This is a genomic window from Rhizobiales bacterium NRL2 (assembly GCA_001664005.1).
Taxonomy (GTDB): domain Bacteria; phylum Pseudomonadota; class Alphaproteobacteria; order Minwuiales; family Minwuiaceae; genus Minwuia.
The window spans coordinates 2,205,216-2,229,418 of record CP016093.1; the positions used below are offsets into that span (position 1 = coordinate 2,205,216).

Below are 24,203 nucleotides of genomic sequence, written 5' to 3' on the forward strand. Positions count from 1 at the left end.
ACCCCGGAAAACTCAATTTTTTCTATTTGATCCGAATTCGAACCATCGTCGTGGTTCCCGGCCGGACGGGCGCGCGGGGGAGTGGCTTGACCGGCCGGATAAAGCAACTGTTAAGCTTGATCGCATAGCTATGGGGCCGGCCAGCGTATCCGGGAGTGAAGCGTGCGTTTCGAGACAATGGACGAGGGGGGACTCGCAACCACTCCGGTCGGCTTCCTCTCCAGCCTCCTCAATACGATCGGCATTCCGGTGTTCGTCATCGGCGTGCGCGACGACGGCTACGAGATCGAGTTCGTCAACGCCTTCTACGAGAACGCCTTCGGCATCGATGCGGCCGAACTGAACGGTCGGCGGCTGGAAGACGTACTCTCGCCGCAGCAGGCGGAGGCGGTCGCCCGCAACTACCGACGCTGCATCGAGGGTGGGGATGTCGAGCAGTACGACGAGGAGATCGTGCTGCCGAGCGGATTCTTCTTTGCCCGCACGGTACTCACGCCCCTCCGTGACGGCGGGCGCGTCGTGCGGCTGATCGGCACGACGCTGGATCTGACGGACCGCCGGCGGCTGGAACTGGAACTCGCCACGGCCCGCGACAGGGCCGAAGTCGCGAACACCGCCAAGTCGAGCTTCATGGCCAACATGAGTCACGAACTGCGCACGCCGCTCAACGCCGTGATCGGCTTCTCGGAGATGCTCGGCTCGGAACTGTTCGGGCCGCTCGGCAACGAAAAGTACAGGAGCTATGTCGACGATATCCGGTTCGCCGGCCGGCACCTGCTCGACGTCGTCAACGATATCCTGGACCTCGCCCGCATCGAGAGCGGGTCGACGGAAATGGTCGAGGAGGACTGCCCGGTCGACGACCTGATCGATGAGGCGATCCGCCTGACTTCGGAACGGTCTGAGGCGGGTGGAAAATTCGTCGATCGCGGGCGCTGTCCGTCCGACATCACCGTTTTCGCGGACCGCCGGATGTTGCGGCAGGCCCTGGTCAACCTGATCGCGAACGCGCGCAAGTACATGAAGCCGGGCGGTCGGATCCTGGCGGGCGCGGAACTGCTGGACGATGGCCGGATCGCCTTTTTCGTCACCGATACCGGCAGGGGTATCGCCGCCCACGATCTGCCCACGGCGCTGGCGCCGTTCGGCCGGATCGACCATGCCTATGACGGTCAGACCCAGGGTGCGGGGCTCGGCCTGCCTATCACGCGCGCCCTGATCGAGGTCCATGGCGGCAATATCTACGTCAACAGTCAGCCCGACATCGGCACGACGGTGTTTCTGGTGCTGCCGGCGAGGCGGGTCCAGGCGCCCGAAGGCCAGCGTCCCGCGCCTTCGGTGGAGGGTCTGAAGGCGTTCTTCACCATCGACGGCGTCGATGTGCCTGCCGAAGCGGTCCGGATGGATGACGGGCAGTTGAACCGGCTGCCGGTAGGCGCTGTCCTGCTGGACGACAGCGGGCGGGTGCTGAAATACAACGACACCGAATCCGGCTTCTCCGAAATGCGGCCCGAAAGGGTGATCGGGCGCAGCTTCTTCCGCGAGGTCGCGCCCTGCACGTTCACCGACGCGTTTCACGGGCGCTTTCGCGACGTCAGCCAGGGGCGCTCCGTCAGCGAACTGTTCAGCTACGTCTTCACCCTGCGCCGGACCTGGAAGGTTCTGATCGAGATGCGGCCGGGCGCCGACGCGGGCACGGTCTGGTTGTTCATCCGCTGGGTCTGAGTTCCTTCCCTCCTAGCCTTTCGAGAGGCTGACGCGGCGGCGCGTGCTTGTTAGCGTTGCCTGTCATGCGAAAAGGATTGCGAACGCGAATGCCTCACGGTCGCGCGCATGTGTTGGCCGCGGCCGCGGCCCTGTTGCTGGCGGCGACGCTGACGGGATCGGGGCTGGCGGAACCCTCGCCGGTCGGCCATGTCGACGCCCAGGAGGGCGAGGTGCTGGCGCAGCGGCCCGGCGAGGCCCGGGAACTTCGCCACGGCATGGCGGTTTTCCGCGACGATGCGCTGATCACCGGGAACCGCGCGAAAGTGCGTATCGCTTTCGATGACGGCTCGGCAATGACGGTCGGCCCGGAAACCCGCGTCGAAGTGGAACGCTTCGCGCCGGGCTCAGCGGGCTTGTTCGACCTCATCTATGGCGCGGTTCGGATTCTGCTGACCGACAGCGACGGCGGCCGGGATGTCTCCGTGCGTGCGCGTACCGCGACGGCTTCGGTCCGCTCGACGGGGCTGATCGTTTCCACCGATCCGCAGACGACCGGCGTCTTCGTTCTGGAAGGGCGTGTGTCGGTCAGCGCGCCCGGCCATGACGAGACGGTCGGCTTGCAGGCGGGGCAGGGCAGCGACATCCCGCTTGGCGAGCCGCCGGGACGCGCCAAGCGCTGGCCGCCGGCCCGTGTCGAGGCATTGCGCGCCCGGACCCGGATTGAGTGACGCGGTTCGCAACGGCGGCGCCGGGCGTTCGCGTTGGCTGCCGCCCTTCGCGACCATCGCGGCCGGCGCGCTGATCTACCTGCTGGCCTACGAGGCGCCAATGCTCCGGGCGCTGGAGGGCCGCACCGTCGACTGGCGGTTCCAGGTGCGGGGCACCGCGACAGCGGAGCCGGAAGTGCTGCTTGTCCTGATCGACGACAGCAGCATCGCCAGCGCCGGCGGATGGCCGTTGCCGCGCCGCGTCCTGGCGGATGCCGTGACAGCGTTGCGTGATGCCGGCGCGCGCGTGATCGCCCTCGACCTGCTGCTGGCCGATCCCCAGGGCGAAGGCGACATGGAGCTTGTCCGCCGCGTCGGCGCCGCCGACGACGTGGTGGTCCCCTTCGCGTTCGTCTTCGACGGCGGCGGGGCGCGTGCGCCGCCCGCGATACGGGAGGCTGCGGTCGACATCCGGCAGGGTATCGGCACCGGCGGCGGACGGGGCGGCGTGGTCCCGCCCTTTCCCGCGCTCGCTCGGGCCGCCGCGATGGGACATGCCGAGGTGATCGTGGACGCCGACAACAGGCTGCGCTTTCTGCACGCGGCGATCCCGCACCAGGGTCAGCTGTATCCCGCCCTGCCGGTGGTCGTGGCCCAGCGCCATCGCACGCCAGGCTCCGGCATCGCGGTCAGTGCACGGGATGGCCTGAGTCTCGGCGACGCATCCTTTCCACTGGATGGCGCCCTGCGCCTGCCGATCGATTTTCCCGGTCCCGCCGGCAGTCTGCCGTCCTGGTCGCTTGACGATCTGCTGGCGGGCGGGGTTCCGGACAGGGCAGTGGAGCGGCGGGCCGCGTTCGTCGGCGTGGCGGCGACCGGCCTGGGCGACCGGTTCGCGACGCCTTTTGGCCCCGGCGTTCCGGGTGTCGAAGTGCTGGCGTCGGCGGCCGACAACCTGATTTCGGGCCGCACGCTCCGTCATGATGCGCTGACGCGGATGGTGAGCTTCGCGGCCCTGCTGACCGGTGGCGTCGCCTTTGCGCTGTTCGCCGGCCGGGCGCGCCCCGGCATGGCTGCTGCCGGGTGCGGCGTGCTCCTGGTCACGTGGCTGGCCGGACTGCAACTGGCCTTCGTGCGGGGCGGGTGGTGGATCGATGCGGCCCTGCCGACCGCCACGATGCTGGCCGCCGCAGCGGCAGCCGCCTTGCCGCGGATCATCAGCACCGATCACGCCAGGCGCCGGTTGTCGCGATATGTGCCCACCGGATTTGCCGAGGCGCTGGGTCGGGATGAGCCGGGATTCGGCCGGGGCCGCCGTCCGGCGACGATCCTTTTTGTCGACATCCGCGGCTTCACCACACTCAGCGAAGCGCTCGGGCCGGAACGGTCGGCGGCCCTGCTGGAAGGATTCTACGCTGTTGTGGAAGCCTCGGTGGAGGCCCATGACGGCGCCATCGACAGCTATCTGGGCGACGGCGCCATGGCCGTCTTCGGTATGGCCGCGCCGGCGCCGGACGATCCGGTCCGCGCGCTCGCCTGCGCCCGGCACATGGCAGGCCGTCTCGAGGCCTGGTCGGGCGGGACGGACACGCCGGCCGACTGGCGCTGGGGCTTCGGCATCGGCGTGCATCACGGGCCGGTGGTCGTCGGCCCGATCGGCGGGCGGCGCCGGTTGGAGCTCACCGCAACCGGCGACACCGTGAACGTGGCCAGCCGCCTTCAGGCGCTTGGCGCGGACCTGGCGGCGACCGTCGTGATCAGCGAAACCGTGGCCGCCGCGGGGCGCGCGACAGGTCGAACGGACCTGCTCGACGGCTTCGAGGCTCTGCCCGGGCAGACCGTGCGCGGCCGCCGGGAACCGCTGGACCTCCACGTGCTGGCCCGGACGGCATCCTGATCAGATAACGCCGAGTAGCGAGAGAATCTCCCGAATGGCGAGGCCGGCGGTCAGAGCGAGACCCAGCGCGCCAATCCAGCGCCGGCGGCGCAGGGGGCCTTCCTTTTCCCGCGAGCCGAGAACGAGGAGCGCCAGATTGACGGCGGCGAAAACCAGCAGCGTCACCGTGGTCGTTGCACGGGCGAGGGTCTCGATGGGCAGGGTCAGCGCCAGAATGGCGATCAGGACAACGACCAGCCAGATCGCGACATAAGGCGTCCGCCGCCGCCCGACGCGGGCCAGTGGGGCGGGCATCATCTCCTCCCGCGCCATGCCGTAGAGCAGACGGCTGGCCATGATGGTCTGCACGATCACGCCGTTGACCACGGCGATCAGCGCGAGCGTCGAGAGCCAGGCGCTCGACTGGCCGGTCAGTTGTTGCCACATCGTCGCCAGCGGCGCGCCGCTGGCCGCCAGCGCCGCCGGATCGGGCGCGCCCGCGGCGATCAGCGCCAGCAGCAGATAGAGCGCGGTGGAGATTGCCAGGGTGCCGATTATGGCGCGGCCCATCACGCGGGCGGGATCGACCGTTTCCTCGGCCATGTTGACGATGTCCTCGAAGCCGATGAAGGCGAAGAAGGCGAGTACCGCGGCGCTGACGACGGCTGTGACCGGGAGGGCGCTTCCCGTCCCGAAGGCGGCCGTCCAGACCTCGGCCGTGGCCAGGACCGGCGCGCCGGCGACGATCACGACCAGCAGGATGCCGATCTCGACCACGGTCAGGACCGCGGCGGCGCCGACGCTCTCGCTGACGCCGCGCTGCACCAGCAGGCCGGTGAGTACGAGTCCGCCGACGATCGCCAGCGGCTGCGGCACCGCAAGCAGTTCCGCCAGATAGCCCGTGAAGCCCAGCATGATCGTGGCGCTGGAGACGATGCCGACCAGGGCGACGCCGATGCCGACCGGAAATCCTGCCGCCCGCCCCAGGGCGGCCTTGACGTAGAGCGACGCGCCGGCCGCTGCCGGAAAGCCGCGCGAAAGGGTTGCGTAGCTGACCGCCGTCACGCCGGCGATGGCCGCCGCGAGGAGGAAGGCAAGCGGCGCGCGCGGGCCCGCGACCCCGACCACCGAGCCGATGAGGACGAAGATGCCCGCGCCGACGGTGACGCCGACGCCGTAGAGGATCAGCAGCGTGAGCCCCAGCACGCGCTTCAGGCCGTGTTCGCCACCATTGTCGACTTTGAGATTCATAGCAGCACCAGAACCCGGTGCGCCGCCGCTGTCCATGCTTTGCCGGCGCGCGCCTATGCGCCGTTGCGTCGCGGCGCGCCTTGGAAGAGATTGGGGGCGGACGACCAAGGGGAGGAAAGAGATGTCGGTTCAGCGCACGCTGTTTTCGCCGGAGCACGACCAGTTCAGGGACAGTGTCCGCCGCTTCATCGACGCGGAGATGGTCCCCCACAACGAGAAGTGGGAGGACGACGGGATCGTGCCGAAGGATGTCTGGCGGCGCGCCGGCGAGATGGGAATGCTCTGCTGCAGCATGCCCGAGGAATACGGCGGCAGTGGCGCCGACTGGCTCTACGACGTCGTGGTCATCGAGGAACTGGCCCGCGCCGGGCTCTCGGGCCCCGGTTTCGTCGTCCATTCGGAAATGTGCGCGCCCTACATCCTCGCCTGGGGTTCGGAAGACCTGAAGCGGGAATGGCTGCCGAAGATGGTGACCGGGGAGGCGGTCGGCGCCATCGCCATGACCGAGCCGAACGCCGGCAGCGACGTGAAGCGCCTGCAGCTCCGCGCCCGCCGCGACGGCGGCGACTACGTGCTCGACGGCCAGAAGGTCTACATCTCCAACGGCCAGAACGCCGACGTCGTGGTCACCGCGGCCAAGACGGACCCCGAGGCCGGCGCCCGCGGCGTCAGTCTGATCGCCGTGCCCACCGACACGCCGGGCTTCGAGCGCGGCCGCAATCTCAAGAAGATCGGCATGAAGGGCCAGGACACCTCGGAGCTGTTCTACTCCGGCGTGCGCGTCCCCGTCGGCAACCGCCTGGGCGACGAGGGCAAGGGCTTCGCCATGCTGATGACCAAGCTGGCGCAGGAACGTCTGACCCAGGCCGTGCGCTCGGTCGTCTGCGCCGAGACGGCGATCCGCCAGACCGTCGAGTACACGAAGACCCGCGAGGCCTTCGACGGCACCATCGCCGACTTCCAGAACACGCAGTTCGTCATGGCCCAGCTCGACGCCGAGACCACGGCGATGCGGGTCTTCGTCGACTGGTGCATCCAGCGCTTCATGGCTGGCGAGCTGACCTCGGTCGATGCGGCCAAGGCGAAGATGCTGTCGACGGATCTGCACTGCAAGGTGGTCGACCAGTGCCTGCAGTTCTTCGGCGGCTATGGCTACATGTACGAATATCCGATCGCCCGGGCCTATGTGGACGCGCGGGTGACGCGGATCGCCGGCGGCGCCATCGAGGTGATGAAACAGATCATCGGCCGCGACCTCTATTCGCGGAACGAGGTATAGGCGGCCCTGCGTACGGCATGGACGGCGCGAAGACCTGCCGACACTGCGGACTGGTCGTCGGGCTGCGTGAACGCGACTGCCCGCGATGTCTCGCGGATCCCGGGCGGCTGAAACACTATCCGTTCGACGATCAGTTCCGCTCGCCGACACCGGCCGAGACAGCGGTGTACGAGCGCGAGCAGCAGGAGAGCCGCAAGCCTGCCTTCCAGTGGCTGCCCGCGAGTTCGGAGGCGCGATTGGGGCTGTACTACATCATCTTCTGCGTGGTTGCCGTGATAGTCGGCATGTCCCTGGGATATGGTGCGTGACCCCTCCGCGGAGCCGGGATCCTCTGGGAGCCCGCCTCGCCGCCGGGTTCAGTAGCCGGGGTTGTCGTGCCGGCTTCGCCGGCCACTCAGCATCGCGATGACCAGAAACATGCCGGCGGCGGCGAGCCCGAAGTCCTGGGGCACTTCAAGGAGCACTGCCGCGGACCCGCCTATGAGGCTCCAGACCAGAGGAATTGTCGCCAGCATCCAGCGCTGCGGATGATCGGCCAGAATGAGCAGTCCCAGGGTGAAGATCACCGTCGGACAGGGCGCAACCCCGAACAGGGGCGTTTCCGGATAGGGCTGGGCGCCAAGCAGGCCGATCATGGGGTAGATGATCAGCGCATATGCGATCAGAGCGCCCGCGAGCCAGGCCCGGAAACCGCCTTCGAGACGCATGCTGATACGGCCTCGCCAGGCGCCTTCGATGGCGAACAGGACCGCCTGGAGGATGAACAGCGCGCCGAACACATTCGCCGCGGGATTGATCTGCGCAAAGAACGTCAGGTGGTAGCCGACGCCCATGAGCAGCCACATCGCCCCGAGCAACGCGAACGCCGCCCGTTGCGCCCCTCCATTTCCGATGAACAGGCATCCTGTCATCGCCAGGCCAAGCGCTTCCGTGACGATCTGAAGGGGCCAGATGGCCTGGTTGTATGCGGTGAAGACCTCGAGGAACTGGTCGGTCGTGAAGGGCAGCATGGGCGGACTTTTCCTTCCTGAACCTACGGCCAGCGATCATGATGCATGTCGATGACGAAAGCGTGGGTGTGCTGACCGCCGGCGTGCCTGTGCGGATGGCGGTGCGGCTCCCGACCTTCCCAACCTTCGTGCGGATGCTGGTGATGCTCGTCGTGCACGTGGAAATGTTCGTGCCGCATCGCTTCATGTTCGTGGCGGAGTACGACCGGATCCGGTGTTGGCCACAGGCGCCAGGCGAGCAGCGCCGACAGGGCGGCCACGAGAGCGAGCACCGGGAATGCTGTCAGGATCCCGGCGGCGCTGCCCAGCCATCCCGCCAATGGGTAGGCGATCAGCCAGCAGGCGTGCGACAGGGCGAACTGTGCGGCAAACAGCGCCGGACGGTCGCTGTCATGGCAGGAGCGGCGGATGAGGCGTCCCGCCGGCGTCTGCACGAGGGAGGACCCGGCGCCGAGGAGCAACCAGAGGAATAGCAGGGTCGCGTAACCCGGCGCGAACCAGCCCAACCCGAGCGCGGCTGTCATCAGCGCGCCGCCGGCCAGCATGAAGGGGCGGTCTTCGTGGCGGTCAAGCAGGCGCGGGAGGAGGAGGGCGACGACCATCGAGCCGGTGCCGGCGGCAGCGAAGGCAACGGCCGTTTGCGTCTCGCCGAGCATCAGATGGTCGCGGACGTAGACGACGGTGTTGACGATGACCATGGCGCCGGCGGCCGCCACGGCCATGTGGAGCGCGAGCAGTGCGCGCAGACGTGGCGTCGACAGATAGGCCCGGACGCCGAACGTCATGTTCGCCATCACGCTCTTGCCGCGTTCGGTGGGCAGGGGGCGCGGCAGGGTGACCGACAGAACCAGCGCGGCGGAGAGCAGGAATGCGCCGGCGTTCGCGGCGAAAAGGCCATCATAGCTGATGACCAGCAGGGCCGCCGCGGCGAGGGCCGGACTGAGCAGGTTTTCCAGGTCGTAGGCAAGGCGGGAAAGCGAAAGCGCGCGAGTGTAGCGCCGCTCGTCGGGCAACACGTCCGGGATTGTCGCCTGGAACGTCGGCGTGAATCCGGCCGAACACGCGTTGAGCAGGAAGATCAGGACGTAGATCTGCCAGATCGCGTCGACGAGGGGCAGGCACAGCACGAAGGCGGCCCGGGCGAGGTCGAGGCCGACCAGCATCTTTCGCCGCGGAAGCCGGTGGGCCAGGCCGCCGACGAGCGGCGCGACGAACACATAGGCCACCATCTTCAGCGCCAGCGCGCCGCCGAGCACCGCGCCGGCGTCGCCGCCCGCCAGGTCATAGGCCAGCAGCGCCAGCGCCACCGTGGAAAGTCCGGTGCCGATCAGCGCGGTCACCTGAGCGGCGAAGAGCTGCCGGTAGACGGGGTGCGCGAAGGGGGAAAGCGTGGTCTCCGTCGGGCTCAATCAGGTCACCTCCGCCAGCAGCAGGAACGAGCCCAGCGCCATCACGCATCCGGCGCCGAGGACCTGAAGCACTCTGCCCACCCTCATGATGGTGGACATGTGGCGGCTCGAGGCGGCGATCAACCAACGTCGCCCCAGGATCGCCAGGAGCGCGAATGCGCCAACGGTCGCCACCATGCCCAGCGCCATGGCGATCGAGACGAGAACGCCGAACGCGACCGCGCCGGTGCCGCTCGCCGCCACCATGATGATGGTCGTCAGCGGACAGGGCGAAAGGCCGGCCAGATAGGGCAGGAATCGTCCCCCGTGCACATGCGCCCGGGCGGGATGCGGGCGGAGGGCCTGAATGAGCAGGAACAATCCTACCAGGGCGACGCCCCCATAGCTGATCTGGCGGACGAGCGGAAAATCGGCAGGCCGGAAGCCAAAGGAAATGTCGACGATGGTCAGGGCCGCCAGTACCAGTACGACGGCGGAACCGACATGAGTTGCGATCAGCTTGAGGCTGCTGGTGAATGCCTGCCGGACGCGGGCGTCGCCGGCCATGAAATAGGCCATCAGGATCGATTTGCCGTGGCCAGGGCCGACGGCGTGGACCAGGCCGAAGACGATGGAAAGGAGGAGCACGAGCGCGCCCTGCGTCCAGTCGTCAGCTGAGGTCGCCTCGCGAAACGACGATGCGAGCGCGCCCTGAATCTCGCGCTGCAGTCGGGACAGTTCCAGGAGGACCGTGTCCATTCATGTGCCTGACGTCGTGGAACGGGCTGGCTGCGAGCGGTATACGCTCGGACAAAATCGAGTGGAACGCCAGTCCGGTCTTGCAGCATCGCGCGCAGACCAACCGTTGAATGACCGGGTCGTCGCACGTGGGGGAAGCGCAGGAAACTGGCTGGGGGACTAGGATTCGAACCTAGATTGGCGGAGTCAGAGTCCGCTGTCCTACCATTAGACGATCCCCCAGCGGATACGCCCGGCGGGCGCGGGACTATCTATTGGGCCGGCCCGTGGATGTCAACCGGACGTTGGAAGTTCCGGTTGCACCTTAACAAGCCACGGCCCGGCTTGCTAATCTGCCCGTTGAACCAGCCCGCCCGGTTCGCGCGGCGCGGGCGCGAACGGACGCCGTAACACAGGAGTGGAGGCAGCGTGGTGCACGATCGTCTGCGGCGGCGCAGCTACGCCGCCATCGACCTGGGCACCAACAACTGCCGTCTGCTGATCGCGCGGCCGGATGGCGATGGTTTCCGGGTGACCGACGCCTATTCGCGGATCGTCCGTCTCGGCGAAGGCGTCGGCGAGAGCCGCCGTCTGGGCGAACCGGCGATGGCGCGCACCATCGAGGCGCTGAAGGTCTGCGCTGACAAGATCGCCCGCCACCATTGCTGGGATGTGCGCTGCGTCGCCACCGCCGCCTGCCGGAGCGCGGACAACGCCGGCGAGTTCATCGAGCGGGTCAAGCGGGAGACCGGGCTCAGGCTGGAGATCATCGATGCCGCCGAGGAGGCGGCGCTGGCACTGGCGGGCTGCAAGTCGCTGCTGCTCGGTCAGTCCGAACCGACGCTGGTCTTCGATATCGGCGGCGGCAGCACCGAACTGGCGCTTGCCGAGCCTTTCGGAGGCGGGGAGCATCATCTGGTACGCTACGCCTCCTTCCCCATCGGCGTGGTCAATTTCGCCGAGCGCTTCGGCGGCGTGGATGTCGATGACGAAACCTACAGACGCATGGTCGCGGCCTCGGAGGAGGCCATCATGGACTTCCAGGTCGAGACCCGGGCGGCCATGGACCGGCCGTTCCGGCTGCTCGGGACCTCCGGCACCGTCACCACGCTGGCCGGCGTGTTCCTCGATCTCGTACGCTATGACCGTACGGCGGTGGACGGGCTGACCATGCCGGCGGCGCGGATGACCGAAATCTCCGAACATCTCCGCCGGCTGACCTTGAAGGAGCGTGCGGCCCATCCCTGTGTGGGCTCGGGTCGCGCCGACCTGGTGGTCGGCGGCTGCGCCATCCTGCAGGCGATCCTCAACCTCTGGCCGGTGCAGGAGATCACCGTCGCCGACCGGGGGCTCAGGGAAGGCATCCTCCTGGAACTGATGACCGCCGACGCGCCCCTGCTCGCGGCCGGCGACTAGGAGGGACGAATGGCCAGGAAACCCGGACCGGGCGGCGGCTCCCGTCGGCTGACCGAAAAGGTGAAGACGGCGCGCGGCCGCAAGCTGTCGTCGACCCGTTGGCTGGAGCGGCAGCTCAACGACCCCTATGTCGCGGAGGCGAAGGCCCAGGGCTGGCGCTCCCGCGCGGCCTTCAAGCTGCTGCAGATCGACGAGAAGTTCGGCCTGTTGCGGAAGGGCGGACGGATCGTCGATCTGGGCGCCGCGCCGGGCGGCTGGTCGCAGGTCGCTGCCGCGGCAACGGGCGAGGGCGGATATGTTCTGGCCGTCGACATCCTGGAGATGGAGCCCATCCCCGGCGTCGAGGTCATGCAGCTCGACTTCACCGAGGCCGATGCCGATGCGAAGGTCCGCGAACGCCTTGGCGGTCCGGCGGACGTGGTCCTGTCCGACATGGCGCAGCCGGCCACGGGGCACCGCCAGACCGACCATCTGCGCATCATGGCGATGGCGGAGCTGGCGCTCGATTTCGCCGCGCAGGTGCTGAAGCCCGGAGGGGCGTTTGCGGTCAAGCTGCTTCAGGGCGGTGGCGAGAACGACTTCCTGAACCGGGTCAAGCGCGACTTCCGCCAGGTTCGTTTCGCCAAGCCCGACGCCAGCCGCAAGGGGTCCGCGGAGAGCTACATGGTGGCCACGGGGTTTCGGGGCGGCGATGACACGGAGCAGCAATAGCGCCCGCCGAGCGGTCCTGCGCAGGGCGGGAAGCGGACCCGCCGCGGCGGCTCTTGATCCGCCGGCGGCGGGAGAGGAACATCCGCCCCGCTGGAAAGACCGAGGAGAACCGACCATGAGCGAAAGCGAGACCTGCCTGGCGCCGACGGACCTGATCGATGCCGACAACCCGGCGATCGCCGCCTTCGCCCGGCGCGTCGTGGGTGATGAGACCGACCCGAAGGCCAAGGCGATCCGCCTCTACTACGCCGTGCGCGACGAATTCCGCTACGACCCCTATGGCGTGGTCATGGACCGGGATCATTTCCGCGCCAGCGCCTGCCTGGAGCGGGGCGCGGGTTTCTGCATCACCAAGGCCGGGCTGCTGGCGGCCGCGGCGCGGGCCGAGGGGATCCCCGCGCGGCTCGGCTTCGCGGACGTGCGCAATCACCTGTCGACGGAGCGCATGCGCCAGACCATGGGCACGGACCTGTTCTACTATCACGGCTATACGGAGCTGAAGATCGGTGGCCGGTGGGTGAAGGCGACGCCGGCCTTCAACCTGGAACTCTGCGAGAAGTTCGGCGTCCTGCCGCTGGAATTCGACGGCGAGACGGATTCGATCTTTCATCCGCTGACCGCGGACGGCAAGAAGCACATGGAATACGTCAAGGAGCGCGGCCACCGCGACGACATGCCCTTCGAGGAGATCAGCGCGAAATTCCGCGAGATCTATCCCTACATGTTCGACAAGGCGATCGAAGGCGATTTCACCGCCGAGGCGGCGGCCGAGAGCGCCGCCTGAAGGCGCCGCACCGGGACAGCCCGCGGCTGCGCCCGACTGTCCGCTTGCCGTTCATCTCCCGATGCCATACATGGCGGTCTCGCAGCCGGAGGTGTTCCCAGTGATCAAGATTCGCGAAGCCCTCACGTTCGACGACGTGTTGCTGGCGCCCAGAGCCTCTTCCGTCCTGCCTGCCGAGGTGAACACCAAAACCCGCGTCACGCGGGAGATTTCCCTCGGCATTCCGTTGCTTTCCTCGGCGATGGACACGGTGACCGAATCCGACATGGCCATCGCCATGGCGCAGGCGGGCGGCATGGGCGTGATCCACAAGAATTTCGACATCGCCGGGCAGGCGGACGAAGTGCGCAAGGTCAAGCGTTACGAATCGGGGATGGTCGTCAATCCGGTGACCATCTACCCCGACGAGCCGCTGGCCAATGCCCTGGCCCTGATGGCGACCCGGCGCATCTCCGGCATCCCGGTGGTCGAGCGCGGCAGCCGCAAGCTGGTCGGCATCATCACCAACCGCGACGTCCGCTTCGCCACCGATACCCGCCAGCCGGTCTCGGAACTGATGACGAAGGAGAATCTCGTCGTCATCCAGGAAGGCAACATCGAGGAACGCGAGGTCAAGGGCCTGCTGCACCAGCGCCGCATCGAGAAGCTGCTGGTCGTCGATGAGGACTACCGCTGCGTCGGCCTGATCACCGTCAAGGACATCGAGAAGGCGGAGATGTATCCCAACGCCTCCAAGGACGTGCAGGGCCGGCTCCGCGTCGCCGCCGCCACGGGCGTGGGCGACGAAGGTTTCCGCCGCACCGAGGCGCTGATGGATGCCGGCGTCGACCTGGTGGTGGTCGACACCGCCCACGGCCATTCCTCGCGCGTCATGGAAGCGGTGACACGCATCAAGAAGCTGTCGAACTTCACCCAGGTGGTGGCCGGCAACGTCGCCACTGCCGAGGGCGCGATGGCACTGGTGGACGCCGGCGCGGACGCGGTGAAGGTCGGTATCGGCCCGGGCTCGATCTGCACGACGCGCGTGGTCGCCGGCGTCGGCGTGCCGCAGCTCACGGCGGTCATGGATGTCGTCGAACAGTGCGACAAGCTGGGCGTGCCGGCCATCGCCGATGGCGGCATCAAGTTCTCCGGCGATCTGGCCAAGGCGATCGCCGCCGGCGCCTCCTGCGCCATGATCGGCTCCCTGCTGGCCGGCACCGACGAGTCGCCGGGCGAGGTGTTCCTCTACCAGGGCCGTTCCTACAAGTCCTACCGCGGCATGGGCTCGGTGGGGGCCATGGCGCGCGGCTCGGCCGACCGCTACTTCCAGGAGGAAGTCAAATCGGAGCTGAAGCTGGTGCCCGAAGGTATCGAGGGCCGCATCGGCTACAAGGGCCCGGTGGGCGCCGTTCTGCATCAGCTCGTCGGCGGCCTGCGCGCGGCCATGGGCTACACCGGCTGCCGCGACATCGACGAGATGCGCTCGAACTGCGAATTCCTGCGCATCACCAATGCCGGCCTGCGCGAGAGCCACGTCCACGACGTGGAAATCAGCCGGGAAGCCCCGAACTACAGCGGTTGAGCCCGTTGTCCGGAATCACTGCATGAGGCCCGAGGCCCGTCTCGGGGCGGCGATCGAGATCCTCGACCGGCTGGAAACCGTGCAGAGTTCTCTCGAAGACCTGATGCGCGGATACTTCCGGGAACGGCGTTACGCCGGGTCGGGGGACCGCCGCGCCATCGGCGCGACCGTCTATGGCGTTCTGCGCCGCCGCGGCGAACTCGACTGGCGTCTGTCGCAGGCGGAATCACGCTGTGACAACAGATTACGGGTCTTTCTTCTGACGACACTCGAGCGCGACCCGGGTCTCGCCGAGGGCCCGTACGGCCCGGAGGTTCCCGACGAGGCGGAGCGCGGAGCGCTTTCGGCGGCCGTCCTCTGCGACATGGAGACGGCGCCGGCCTGGGCGCGCCTCAACTATCCGGTCTGGCTGGAAGGGGAGATCGCGGAGAGTCTCGGACCCTCGCATGAAGACGAACTGCGTGCGCTCTGCGAAGGCCGGGCGGCGACCGATCTCAGGGCCAACACGCTGAAGACCGACCGCGACCGATTGGCCGGGATGCTGGCCGAGGAGGGCTTCGCCACGGAACCTGTTGCGCTGGCCTCCCATGCGCTGCGCCTGACATCGGACGGCCGGGCGGACCAGAGCAGGGCGTTCGGGCAGGGACTGTTCGAGATTCAGGACGCCGGCAGTCAGTTCGTCGCCCAACTGGTCGGCGCGCGGCAGGGCCAGTGGATCGCGGACATCTGCGCCGGCGCCGGCGGCAAGGCCCTGGCCATGGCCGCCGACATGGACAACCGCGGACAGATCTTCGCCGTCGATGTCGATGCGGGGCGGCTGAGGCGTCTGGGCGCGCGGGCCGAACGCGCCGGCGTACGCAACATACAGACGCGTCGTCAGCCGGCGGAGGCGGGCTGGCCCGACGACTGGCGGGGCCGCATGGACGCCGTGCTGGTGGACGCGCCCTGTTCCGGCAGCGGCACCTGGCGGCGTCAGCCGGAACTGCGCTGGCGCATGACGGCGGAGGGGTTGGCGCGCAACGCCGTTCGTCAGGGCGCGATGCTCGACGCGGCGGCCGAGCTGGTGAAGCCGAGCGGCCGGCTGGTCTACATCACGTGTTCGTTCCTGGCCGCCGAGAATGAGAAGCCTGTCACAGATTTCCTTGCCCGCCGGACCGAGTTTTCCCTCACGCCTTGGCGGGAAGCCGCCACGGCGGCTGGATTGACGGACCTGCCGGACGCGGGCGGAACGGAAGACTTTCTCCGCCTGACGCCGCTGAAGCAAGGGGTCGACGGCTTTTTTGCCGCTGTAATGACCCGGGTATTCAGCTAAGGTTCAGCAGGCTCGGCGACGCTAGAGAGACAGATCAGGAGTTTCGGAATGTTGCATCAGATTCGTGGCCTGGCCGCGGCCCTCGCGGTGGCTTCGGTGGCCTTCGCGCCGCTGGCGGCGGGCGCCATGGGCTCGAGTTCGGACGATTCGTCCAGTTCGTCGAAGCCGGAGAAGAGCGTGATCAAGGAGCCGGGCTTCTATGAGCGCGGCGTCGCCGCCGTGGAGGCGCAGGACTGGAGCAACGCCATCGTCTACATGGGCAAGGCGATCAACGCCGATCCCGACAACGCCGACGCCTACAACTACCTGGGTTATGCCCGCCGGAAGTCGGGCGACTACCAGGGGGCGCTGGACGCCTACAAGGTGGCGCTGGACCTGAACCCCGAGCACAAGGGCGCCCACGAGTATATCGGCCAGGCGCATCTGGAGATGGGCAATGTCGCCGAGGCGGAGAAGCACCTGGCGGCGCTCGATTCGATCTGCACCTTCGGCTGCGCCGAATACACCTCGCTCAAGGACGCGGTTTCCCGCGCCAAGGGCTCGAGCTGAGGCGGTAGTCCGCCTGCTGGACAAGTCATGGCCGCCCCGCTAGACGGGGGCTTTCCTCCACGGGCGGGCGGCCATGACCGACAGCATTCTGATCGTCGACTTCGGATCGCAGGTGACGCAGCTCATCGCGCGCCGCATCCGGGAAGCTGGCGTCTACAGCGAAATCGTTCCCTTCGACCGCTCGCCCGAGGCGCTGGAGCGCATGGGGCCGAAGGGGGTGATCCTTTCCGGCGGGCCGGCCAGCGTCACCTTCGAGGAAACGCCGCGCGTGCCGCCGGCGATCCTGGAATCGGGGCTGCCGCTGCTCGGCATCTGCTACGGTCAGCAGACCATGACCGCGCAGCTCGGCGGCAAGGTCGACCCCAGCGATCACAAGGAATTCGGCCGCGCCCGGCTTGAGGTCGTCGACGGCTGCGACCTGTTCGATGGCGTCTGGTCGGCGGGCAACAGCTATCAGGTCTGGATGAGCCACGGCGATTCGGTCAGCGCCCTGCCGCAGGGATTCCGCGTGGTCGGCCGCTCCGCCAATGCGCCCTTTGCCGCCATCGCCGACGATGAGAGCCGCCGCTATGGCGTCCAGTTCCACCCCGAAGTCATGCACACGCCTGACGGGGCGGCGCTGCTGCGCAATTTCTGCGCCCGCGTCTGCGGCTGCGTCGGCGACTGGACCATGGCCGCCTTCCGCGAGACCGAGATCCGGCGCATCCGCGAACAGGTCGGCCAGGGGCGGGTGATCTGCGGCCTGTCGGGGGGCGTCGATTCGGCGGTCACCGCGGTTCTGGTGCATGAGGCAGTGGGCGAACAGCTCACCTGCGTCTTCGTCGACACCGGCCTGATGCGCCAGGGCGAGGCCGAGGAGGTCGTCGGCCTGTTCCGCGACCACTACAACATCCCGCTGGTCCACGTGGAGGCGGAAGAGCAGTTCATGACCGCGCTGGCCGGCGTCACCGACCCGGAACAGAAGCGCAAAGCCATCGGCAAGCTGTTCATCGACGTCTTCGAGGCCGAGGCGAAAAAGGTCGGCGGCGCCGACTTCCTGGCCCAGGGCACGCTCTATCCGGACGTGATCGAGAGCGTCTCCTTCTCCGGCGGCCCCAGCGTCACCATCAAGTCCCACCACAATGTCGGCGGCCTGCCCGAGCGCATGAACATGAAGCTGGTGGAGCCGCTGCGCGAGCTGTTCAAGGACGAGGTCCGCCGCCTGGGCCGCGAACTCGGCCTGCCGGAAGGCTTCGTGGGCCGTCATCCCTTTCCGGGGCCGGGGCTCGCCATCCGCATTCCCGGCGAAGTCAGCAAGGACCGCGCGGACACGCTGCGCAAGGCGGACGCGATCTATCTCGACGAGATCCGCAAGGCCGGCTTCTACGACGAGATCTGGCAGGCCTTCGCCGTGCTGCTCCCGGTGCAGACGGTGGGCGTGATGGGCGACGAGCGCACTTACGATCACGTGCTGGCGCTCCGCGCGGTGACGTCCACCGACGGCATGACCGCAGACTTCTTCCAGTTTCCCCACGATTTCCTGGCGCAGACGGCGACGCGGATCATCAACGAGGTGCGCGGCGTCAACCGCGTCGTCTACGACGTGACCTCGAAACCGCCCGGCACCATCGAGTGGGAATAGCGCCCCGTCCAGTGTCCTCTGGCCCGTTTACTGCATCTTCACGAATGGCTGGTGCGATTGGCATCGCCCCGATCAGGAGATGAGACGATGACGGCACTGAAGGCCGCGATTGGCGAACTGGACGAATTCACCGACGAGGAACGCTGGCAGGCCGAGGATCTGGTCCGCCGCTTCGGGCCGGAGGCGGAGAACATCACCACGGCGCAGATGATCGAGGCGCTGGAGAGCGGCGAGATCGAGCGCATCGTCTCGCGCGTGCGGATGCGCCGCTGCGTGCGCAAGCTCTCCCAGAAGGAGCCCTACATGCGGCGCCTGACCGACAAGATTGCGGCCGCGGTGGAGCAGGCGCTGGAGCAGGGGCGAGTGTCTCTGGCGCAGCGCCTTCGTCCGGCCTTTTCCGCGGCGCGCGAAGCCGAGATCCGTCATCAGGAAGATCGCCGGGCGGCGCAGGAAAACGCGGAACTGGTTCAGTTGTAGAGCAGCCGGTAGGCGATCGCCGCGGCTGCCGTCAGGCCCATCCACAGCGCCACGTGCCGCAGCGCCGTCCGCATGTCGGGCCGCATGCGCACGAAGGCCGGCACCACCAGGATCAGCACCGCCAGCAGGAACACCACGCGGGCTATGATGTAGCCTTCCTCGCTCATTTTTCCTCCATAGCACGTTCGCAGTCCGTTCGCGACTCGGCTAGATTGGTCCCCTTGCAGCCGAAGGAGACCGGGAATGGACATGGCCGGAATCGGACCCGTGGCGGCGGTCGCCCTGGCCGCCGCGGTTCTCGTGGCGGTCGCGGCCTATCTCGCCGTGCGCCGGGCCGCCTCGGGAAACGGTGACGCCGCGGCCGAACGCGACGCCCGCGTTGCCGCCGAGGGGCAGGCCGCGCGCCTGGAGGAGGCGGTGCGCCGTCTCGAAGCCGACGAGCGGGAGGCCCGCGAGGCGACGGCGAAGCTGGAGGCGCGGCTGGAGGCGGAGCGGAACCGGGCGGGCACGCTGGAGCGCGACCTCGCCACGCTCCGGGTCGAACGGCAGAAGGACGCCGAACGCGCCGAGCAGCAGATCACGGAACTCAAGGACGCCCGGGAGGCGATGACGAAGGAGTTCCGCCTGCTGGCCGAGGAGGTGATGGCGAAACACGGCCAGACCTTCCGCCAGCAGAACCGCGAGCAGATCGAGGGCCTGCTGAACCCGCTGCGCCAGAAGATCGTCGAGTTCCAGCAGGGCATGACCCACGCCCAGCAGGAGGCGGCGACGGGCCGCGCGACGCTGGCCGAGCAGATCCGCATGCTGAGCGAGCGCAGCGGGGAGATGACCCGGGAAACTCTGAACCTCACCCGGGCGCTCAAGGGCCGTACTCAGACCCAGGGCGCCTGGGGCGAGATGATCCTCTCCACCATCCTGGAGAAATCCGGTCTGCGCGAGGGCGAGGAGTACGCGACCCAGCAGAGCGAGACGATGGAAGACGGACGCCGGCTCCGTCCCGACGTCGTGGTCAACCTGCCCAACGATCACAAGATCATCGTGGATTCAAAGGTTTCCCTCGTCGCCTTCGAGGAATTCGTCAACGCGGAGGACGAAGCCGGCCGCGCCGCCGGGCTGAAGCGGCACGTCGATTCGCTGCGTGGCCATATCCGGGATCTGTCGTCGAAGGACTACAGCCGCATCGCCGGCGTGACCCCCGACTACGTCATCATGTTCGTGCCGATCGAGGGCGCCTTCGCCGCGGCGCTGGAAACGGCGCCGGACCTGACCGGCTTCGCCATCGGCCAGAACATCACAATCGCCACGCCGACCACGCTGATCACCCTGCTGCGTACGGTGGCGAACCTCTGGCAGGTGGAGCGCCAGCAGAAGAACGCCGAGGAGATCGCCAGCCGCGCGGGCCTGCTCTACGACAAGTTCGAGGGCTTCGTCTCCGACATGTCGCGGATCCGCAAGGGTCTGGATTCCGCGACCCAGGCTCACGATCAGGCGATGGGCAAGCTCTCGACCGGCCGGGGCAATCTGGTCAACCAGGCCGAATCGCTGCGCCAGCTCGGCGCGAAGACCAAGAAGCGCCTGCCGGACGAACTGATCGAGGACGCCATCGCCCCGGAACTGCTGGAGCAGGACTGAGAAAAATTTGTGGTGTCATGCCCGCTCCCGCAGGGACGCGGGCATCGGTTGGCGATTGCCACGAGGCATTGCCGGCGTCCCGATCCCCGCGCGCCGCTTCGCGCCGACGGGGATGACATCTCTGGCTGCCCACCTTGCAATGCGTCCATGCGGGCTCAGCCGCCCAGTATCTCCCGGAACCGGGCGCGGTAGCGGGGCAGGACCTCCGGATTGATGGGCCGTGCAGGGTCGCCGCCGGCCATCAGGTCGATCAGTTGCGTTGCGGCATACTCGGCCATGCGTTCCCGGCTGTCCTTCGTCACGCCCGCCGTGTGCGGCGTGGCGATGACGTTGTCGAAGCCGAGAAGGGGATGATCCGCCGGCGGCGGCTCGGTGTCCCAGACATCGAGGCCGGCGCCGCCCAGACGACCGCTTTCCAGCGCATCGGCCAGCGCCGCCTCGTCATGGATCGAACCGCGCGCCGTGGTGATGAACAGCGCCCCCGGCTTCATGCGCCCGAAGGCGGCGGCGTCCATCATGCTGCGGGTCTCGGGCGTCAGCGGGGTGTGGACGGTGACGATGTCGGCCCGCGCCAGCAGGTCCGCGAAATCCGCCTGAATCGCATGGCGTTCCGCGAAATCGGCGCGGGCGATATAGGGGTCATGGGCCAGCACCTCGCAGCGGAACGCGGTGCGGCAGATTTCGGCCACGCGCGCGCCGACATGGCCCAGGCCGACGATGCCGACCGTCTTGCCCAGCAGATCGGCGCCGCGGAACTCGATGCGCGCGCCGTTCCAGCCGCGCCGCAACGCCCGGTCGGACTGTGGCGCCTTCTTCAGCAGCATCAGCATCATGCCCAGCGCGTGTTCGGCCACGGCCTCGGCATTGCCGCCGGCCTGGTTGACCACCAGGACGCCGGCCTCGGTGCAGGCGTCGATGTCGAAGGTATCGACCCCCGAACCGCCCGAGGAGACGACAAGCAGTTCCGGCGCGCGTGCCAGGAACTCCCGATGAATGCGCAATGGTTCCGGCACTTCGTCGCGCGCCGGCACGCACTGATAGGCATGCGTATCAGCGAGCGCGGCGAAGCTGTCCTCGAGCGGCTGGTCGCGGCCGATCCGGACGACCTCGAGTCCCGGCGCATGCGGCTTGAGGATGTCGAGCGCGTTGTCGGCGGGAAAGGCGTCGAGGTAGACGATCTTCGGCAAGGCGGTTCCTCAGGGGGCGTTTTAAGGTTTTGCTGAGGATAGTCGGGCAGGCTGCCGGGATGCGATGGATTTCCGCCCTGCTGTGTCTTCTGCCCTTCGCCGCCTCCGCCCAGACCGTGGTGATCGAGGAAGGCCGCTGCCGCTTGGCGGAGCTGCACCGGCCGGCGCCGGACGTCGCCTACCAACCAGGTGTCGACGTCCATGGCCGGCCAGTTGTACCTGCCGACATCGGCGGCGGTTCCAATGTCACGCCGCCGTCCGAGGTCTCGATCCAGCTGCTGATCCCGATTACCGAGTTTCTCGCGGTCGCCCCGCCCTTTCTCGATGAAGTGGATGTCAACGCCGGCGAGGTCACGGTGGACACGCGCACGGGCGCCATCCGCTATCGCGGACAGCGCCTCGACGCGCCCTACGCCGTGATCTGCGACGAGGAGGCGGGAGCTACGCCGCCTCCGCCGCCGGCACGCCCGAACTGAGCTGACCCTTCAGCCGGCTCGCGATCTCGGTGATGTGGCGGCCCTGGAAGCGGGCGCCCTCCAGCTCGACCTCGGACGGCTGCCGCGAACCGTCGCCACCGGCGATGGTGGAGGCGCCGTAGGGCGAACCGCCCTTGATCTCGTCCAGACCCATCTGGCCCTGGAAGGCGTAGGGCAGCCCGGCGACGACCATGCCCTGGTGCAGCAACGTGGTGTGGAAGGAGAGGATCGTGCTCTCCTGACCGCCGTGCTGGGTGGCCGATGAAGTGAAGACGCCGCCGACCTTGCCGACCAGCTTGCCCGTGGCCCAGAGCGCCCCGGTCTGGTCGAGGAAATTGCGCATCTGCCCGCACATCATGCCGAAACGGGTAGGCGTGCCGAAGATGATGGCGTCGTAGTTTTCCAGCTCTTCCGGGCTGGCGATCTCGACGTCCTGGTCGCGCTTGAAGCCCTTCTCCTGCACGATGTCATCGGGGACCGTCTCCGGGACGCGCTTCAGGTCAACCTTGGCGCCCGCGACGGACTGCGCGCCTTCGGCCACGGCCTTGGCCATGGTTTCGACGTGGCCGAACGCGCTGTAGTAGAGAACCAGTACCTTGGTCATGAGGAATACCTTTCTTGTTGTACCCGGCCGTTGTGACCGATGTGGGGGAGGGGCGGGTTTCCGACGACAGCGACATGTCCGCCCGCTCGGTAGACGCTGCTGCACCGGAGATATGCCCCCTGCGTCCCGAGTCAGGCCCCGGCGATGGAAACGCTTCGTTTCCGCGGACGCACGGCGATTCCCCGATGCGCACCGGGCGCCGCGTGTGATAGGAAGGCTCACCGGTTCGGAGGTCAGTGGAATGGGACGCGTGTTTGTTTCGGCCATTCTGGCGGCGGCGCTGTCGCTGCTGGCGGCGACTGCGGTCAGCGCGCATCCGCATGTCTGGGTCGACACCAGAACCGCCTTCATCTTCGACGATCAGGGCCGCGTCTCCGCTGTGCGCACCACATGGCGTTTCGACGATCTGTATTCCGCCTTCGCCATCCAGGGCTCCGACGCCGACAGCGACGGCAAGACGTCGGAGGCGGAACTCGCCGAACTCGCCGCCACCAATGTCGGCCATCTGGCGGAATGGAACTACTTCACTGAGCTCCTGGTCGGCACGGCCGACGCCGGCTTCGGCCAAGTGACGGAGTTCGGGGCGGAAGAGGACGACGGCGTGCTGGTGATGTGGTTCGTCCTGCCGCTGGAATATCCGGTCAGCCCGGCCTCGGTCGCCATTCGCCTGCGCACGGTGGACCCGAGCTACTACGTCGCCTTCGATACCGACCCGGCCGCGGAGGTCGCGCTTGTCGGCGACGCCCCTGCCGGGTGCACCGCCGTCGGAATGGCGGCAGGCGAGCAGCCCGAGAACGTATCCGACACCGATGTCGCGTCCCTCACGCAGGACAGCGCCTGGGCCGCCGCCTTCGCACCGGTCGTCAGCCTGAGATGCGGCGGCTGATTCTTCTTGCCGGCGTTCTGCTGGCCTTCCTGATCGTGTCGGATCCCGCCGCGGCCCAGCAGACTTCGCCCTTTCAGCGCGGACCGGCGCCGCAGGCGGAAGCAGCGAAACCTTCCTGGTACGGTGAGGCGATGTCGGAGGTCCGCCGCATCCAGGGCGAACTCTACCGCCAGCTGGCCGGGGCCGTCCGGGTGCTGAAGCAGGATTACAGCCTCTCGACCGCCTGGGGACTCATCGCCATCAGCCTGCTCTACGGGGTCTTCCACGCCGTCGGCCCGGGGCACGGCAAGGCGGTGATCACGTCCTACCTTCTGGCCAACGAACGTGCGGTCCGGCAGGGCGTCCTGCTGGCCTTGCTGTCTTCGGTGGCGCAAGGCGTGAGCGCGATCGCGCTGGTCTTCGGCGGCGCCTGGGCCTTCGACCTCGTGGGACAACGGCTGCTCGACGCGGCCTGGTCGCTGGAGCAGGCGAGTTTCGGCCTGATCGCGGCGATCGGCGCCTGGCTGCTCTGGCAGGCGGCGACGGGGCGCGGGCATCGACATCACCGGCACAGCCATGATGAGCAGGATCACGGGCACGATCACCACCACCATCATCACCATGGGCCCGACGTGGCGGTGCTGACGCGGGAGCCGCTCACCATCCGGCGCGCCCTGCCCATCGTGCTGGCGGTCGGGATCCGGCCCTGCGGCGGGGCGCTGATCGTCCTCGTCTTCGCCATCGCCAACGGCCTGTACTGGGCCGGCGTCGGCGCGACCTTCGCCATGTCGATGGGAACGGCGGTCACCGTCTCGGCGCTGGCCGTTCTCACCCTGGCGTCCAAGCGCCTCGCTCTCGGTCTCGCCACCCGCGACATGGTCTGGATCGGGCGGATCGAGGTGGGGCTGAAGGTTCTCGGCGCGCTCGCCCTGCTGGCTTTCGGACTGATCTTCCTCGCCGCTTCGCTCGACGGTCCGCGCGCGCCCTTCGGGGTCTGATCGCGAGGGCCCGTCGCGTCTTCCTTCGTCCCCCGTCTTTGCGTAAGAAGG

Annotated in this window: 23 protein-coding genes and 1 tRNA gene; 17 read left to right on the forward strand and 7 right to left on the reverse strand. The window is 68.0% G+C overall.

From position 1 onward, the window contains the following. Window positions 1-177 precede the first annotated feature (177 nt). The 3 genes from TEF_10245 (at window position 178) to TEF_10255 (ending at window position 4,311) form a co-directional block, all read left to right on the forward strand. Window positions 178-1,725, forward strand: coding sequence for a hypothetical protein (locus tag TEF_10245; GenBank protein ID ANK81133.1), 1,548 nt, complete (start codon window positions 178-180; stop codon window positions 1,723-1,725). 113 nt (window positions 1,726-1,838) lie between these two features. Then, window positions 1,839-2,435 carry a hypothetical protein gene (locus TEF_10250; protein ANK81134.1) on the forward strand — a complete coding sequence of 199 codons (597 nt, stop codon included), beginning with the start codon at window positions 1,839-1,841 and terminating at the stop codon, window positions 2,433-2,435. Continuing rightward, complete coding sequence (locus TEF_10255) at window positions 2,428-4,311, forward strand: hypothetical protein (protein ID ANK81135.1); 1,884 nt, start codon at window positions 2,428-2,430, stop codon at window positions 4,309-4,311. The genes TEF_10250 and TEF_10255 overlap by 8 nt, the downstream gene beginning before the upstream one ends. On the opposite strand, the gene TEF_10260 is transcribed toward TEF_10255, so the two are convergent. Then, window positions 4,312-5,541 (reverse strand): hypothetical protein, encoded by a 1,230-nt coding sequence (locus TEF_10260; GenBank protein ID ANK81136.1) that lies wholly within the window; start codon window positions 5,539-5,541, stop codon window positions 4,312-4,314. A gap of 121 nt (window positions 5,542-5,662) precedes the next feature. On the opposite strand from TEF_10260, the gene TEF_10265 reads away from it, so the two are divergent. Next, on the forward strand, window positions 5,663-6,820 hold the full coding sequence (locus TEF_10265) for an acyl-CoA dehydrogenase (GenBank protein ID ANK81137.1): 1,158 nt from the start codon (window positions 5,663-5,665) through the stop codon (window positions 6,818-6,820). Window positions 6,821-6,837: 17 nt separating this feature from the next. After that, on the forward strand, window positions 6,838-7,128 hold the full coding sequence (locus tag TEF_10270; protein ID ANK81138.1) for a hypothetical protein: 291 nt from the start codon (window positions 6,838-6,840) through the stop codon (window positions 7,126-7,128). Between the two features lie 48 nt (window positions 7,129-7,176). Here the strand turns inward: TEF_10270 and TEF_10275 are convergent, their stop codons facing one another. From TEF_10275 to TEF_10290, 4 genes are all read right to left on the reverse strand, one after another. Next, window positions 7,177-7,830, reverse strand: coding sequence for a hypothetical protein (locus TEF_10275; GenBank protein ANK81139.1), 654 nt, complete (start codon window positions 7,828-7,830; stop codon window positions 7,177-7,179). Window positions 7,831-7,853: 23 nt separating this feature from the next. After that, a complete protein-coding gene (locus TEF_10280) occupies window positions 7,854-9,239 on the reverse strand; it encodes an MFS transporter (protein ID ANK81140.1) in 1,386 nt (461 codons plus the stop codon). Next, on the reverse strand, window positions 9,240-9,977 hold the full coding sequence (locus tag TEF_10285; protein ID ANK81141.1) for a hypothetical protein: 738 nt from the start codon (window positions 9,975-9,977) through the stop codon (window positions 9,240-9,242). It abuts the gene before it with no gap. 148 nt (window positions 9,978-10,125) lie between these two features. Continuing rightward, window positions 10,126-10,199: transfer RNA gene (locus TEF_10290), tRNA-Gln, on the reverse strand. Between the two features lie 189 nt (window positions 10,200-10,388). Here TEF_10290 and TEF_10295 point away from each other — a divergent pair. The 9 genes from TEF_10295 (at window position 10,389) to TEF_10335 (ending at window position 20,022) form a co-directional block, all read left to right on the forward strand. Next, window positions 10,389-11,372: a hypothetical protein gene (locus TEF_10295; protein ID ANK81142.1), complete on the forward strand. Its 984-nt coding sequence runs from the start codon at window positions 10,389-10,391 to the stop codon at window positions 11,370-11,372. 9 nt (window positions 11,373-11,381) lie between these two features. Further along, complete coding sequence (locus tag TEF_10300; protein ANK81143.1) at window positions 11,382-12,083, forward strand: 23S rRNA methyltransferase; 702 nt, start codon at window positions 11,382-11,384, stop codon at window positions 12,081-12,083. A gap of 115 nt (window positions 12,084-12,198) precedes the next feature. Continuing rightward, the gene (locus tag TEF_10305) at window positions 12,199-12,867 is read left to right on the forward strand and encodes a transglutaminase (protein ID ANK81144.1); all 669 of its coding nucleotides are present in this window, start codon (window positions 12,199-12,201) and stop codon (window positions 12,865-12,867) included. Window positions 12,868-12,937: 70 nt separating this feature from the next. Further along, window positions 12,938-14,431 carry an IMP dehydrogenase gene (locus TEF_10310; GenBank protein ANK81145.1) on the forward strand — a complete coding sequence of 498 codons (1,494 nt, stop codon included), beginning with the start codon at window positions 12,938-12,940 and terminating at the stop codon, window positions 14,429-14,431. 22 nt (window positions 14,432-14,453) lie between these two features. Next, the gene (locus TEF_10315) at window positions 14,454-15,743 is read left to right on the forward strand and encodes a hypothetical protein (GenBank protein ID ANK81146.1); all 1,290 of its coding nucleotides are present in this window, start codon (window positions 14,454-14,456) and stop codon (window positions 15,741-15,743) included. Window positions 15,744-15,794: 51 nt separating this feature from the next. After that, entirely contained in the window at window positions 15,795-16,292 is a 498-nt protein-coding gene (locus tag TEF_10320) for a hypothetical protein (GenBank protein ID ANK83410.1), read from the forward strand. Between the two features lie 73 nt (window positions 16,293-16,365). After that, the gene (locus tag TEF_10325; GenBank protein ANK81147.1) at window positions 16,366-17,913 is read left to right on the forward strand and encodes a glutamine-hydrolyzing GMP synthase; all 1,548 of its coding nucleotides are present in this window, start codon (window positions 16,366-16,368) and stop codon (window positions 17,911-17,913) included. Window positions 17,914-18,000: 87 nt separating this feature from the next. Next, the gene (locus TEF_10330) at window positions 18,001-18,390 is read left to right on the forward strand and encodes a hypothetical protein (protein ANK81148.1); all 390 of its coding nucleotides are present in this window, start codon (window positions 18,001-18,003) and stop codon (window positions 18,388-18,390) included. 243 nt (window positions 18,391-18,633) lie between these two features. Beyond that, window positions 18,634-20,022, forward strand: coding sequence for a hypothetical protein (locus TEF_10335; protein ANK81149.1), 1,389 nt, complete (start codon window positions 18,634-18,636; stop codon window positions 20,020-20,022). Between the two features lie 155 nt (window positions 20,023-20,177). Here TEF_10335 and TEF_10340 read toward each other — a convergent pair whose 3' ends face one another. After that, window positions 20,178-21,209: a hypothetical protein gene (locus TEF_10340; protein ID ANK81150.1), complete on the reverse strand. Its 1,032-nt coding sequence runs from the start codon at window positions 21,207-21,209 to the stop codon at window positions 20,178-20,180. Window positions 21,210-21,268: 59 nt separating this feature from the next. Here TEF_10340 and TEF_10345 point away from each other — a divergent pair, with 59 nt between their 5' ends. Further along, window positions 21,269-21,685 carry a hypothetical protein gene (locus TEF_10345; GenBank protein ID ANK81151.1) on the forward strand — a complete coding sequence of 139 codons (417 nt, stop codon included), beginning with the start codon at window positions 21,269-21,271 and terminating at the stop codon, window positions 21,683-21,685. On the opposite strand, the gene TEF_10350 is transcribed toward TEF_10345, so the two are convergent. Then, entirely contained in the window at window positions 21,651-22,289 is a 639-nt protein-coding gene (locus TEF_10350; GenBank protein ID ANK81152.1) for an NAD(P)H:quinone oxidoreductase, type IV, read from the reverse strand. The two genes, TEF_10345 and TEF_10350, sit on opposite strands and share 35 nt — an antisense overlap. A gap of 241 nt (window positions 22,290-22,530) precedes the next feature. Here TEF_10350 and TEF_10355 point away from each other — a divergent pair, with 241 nt between their 5' ends. After that, the gene (locus TEF_10355; GenBank protein ID ANK81153.1) at window positions 22,531-23,175 is read left to right on the forward strand and encodes a hypothetical protein; all 645 of its coding nucleotides are present in this window, start codon (window positions 22,531-22,533) and stop codon (window positions 23,173-23,175) included. After that, entirely contained in the window at window positions 23,163-24,152 is a 990-nt protein-coding gene (locus tag TEF_10360) for a hypothetical protein (protein ANK81154.1), read from the forward strand. Before TEF_10355 ends, TEF_10360 begins: the two co-directional genes overlap by 13 nt. Window positions 24,153-24,203 lie beyond the last annotated feature (51 nt).

Excerpts from the sequence above, each read along its gene's own strand:
- TEF_10245 (ANK81133.1), top strand. The coding sequence starts at position 178 with ATGGACGAGGGGGGACTCGCAACCACTCCGGTCGGCTTCCTCTCCAGC.
- TEF_10260 (ANK81136.1), bottom strand. The coding sequence starts at position 5,541 with ATGAATCTCAAAGTCGACAATGGTGGCGAACACGGCCTGAAGCGCGTG.
- TEF_10265 (ANK81137.1), top strand. The coding sequence starts at position 5,663 with ATGTCGGTTCAGCGCACGCTGTTTTCGCCGGAGCACGACCAGTTCAGG.
- TEF_10270 (ANK81138.1), top strand. The coding sequence starts at position 6,838 with ATGGACGGCGCGAAGACCTGCCGACACTGCGGACTGGTCGTCGGGCTG.
- TEF_10275 (ANK81139.1), bottom strand. The coding sequence starts at position 7,830 with ATGCTGCCCTTCACGACCGACCAGTTCCTCGAGGTCTTCACCGCATAC.
- TEF_10285 (ANK81141.1), bottom strand. The coding sequence starts at position 9,977 with ATGGACACGGTCCTCCTGGAACTGTCCCGACTGCAGCGCGAGATTCAG.
- TEF_10300 (ANK81143.1), top strand. The coding sequence starts at position 11,382 with ATGGCCAGGAAACCCGGACCGGGCGGCGGCTCCCGTCGGCTGACCGAA.
- TEF_10305 (ANK81144.1), top strand. The coding sequence starts at position 12,199 with ATGAGCGAAAGCGAGACCTGCCTGGCGCCGACGGACCTGATCGATGCC.
- TEF_10310 (ANK81145.1), top strand. The coding sequence starts at position 12,938 with ATGGCGGTCTCGCAGCCGGAGGTGTTCCCAGTGATCAAGATTCGCGAA.
- TEF_10315 (ANK81146.1), top strand. The coding sequence starts at position 14,454 with ATGAGGCCCGAGGCCCGTCTCGGGGCGGCGATCGAGATCCTCGACCGG.
- TEF_10325 (ANK81147.1), top strand. The coding sequence starts at position 16,366 with ATGACCGACAGCATTCTGATCGTCGACTTCGGATCGCAGGTGACGCAG.
- TEF_10330 (ANK81148.1), top strand. The coding sequence starts at position 18,001 with ATGACGGCACTGAAGGCCGCGATTGGCGAACTGGACGAATTCACCGAC.
- TEF_10335 (ANK81149.1), top strand. The coding sequence starts at position 18,634 with ATGGACATGGCCGGAATCGGACCCGTGGCGGCGGTCGCCCTGGCCGCC.
- TEF_10345 (ANK81151.1), top strand. The coding sequence starts at position 21,269 with ATGCGATGGATTTCCGCCCTGCTGTGTCTTCTGCCCTTCGCCGCCTCC.
- TEF_10350 (ANK81152.1), bottom strand. The coding sequence starts at position 22,289 with ATGACCAAGGTACTGGTTCTCTACTACAGCGCGTTCGGCCACGTCGAA.
- TEF_10355 (ANK81153.1), top strand. The coding sequence starts at position 22,531 with ATGGGACGCGTGTTTGTTTCGGCCATTCTGGCGGCGGCGCTGTCGCTG.
- TEF_10360 (ANK81154.1), top strand. The coding sequence starts at position 23,163 with ATGCGGCGGCTGATTCTTCTTGCCGGCGTTCTGCTGGCCTTCCTGATC.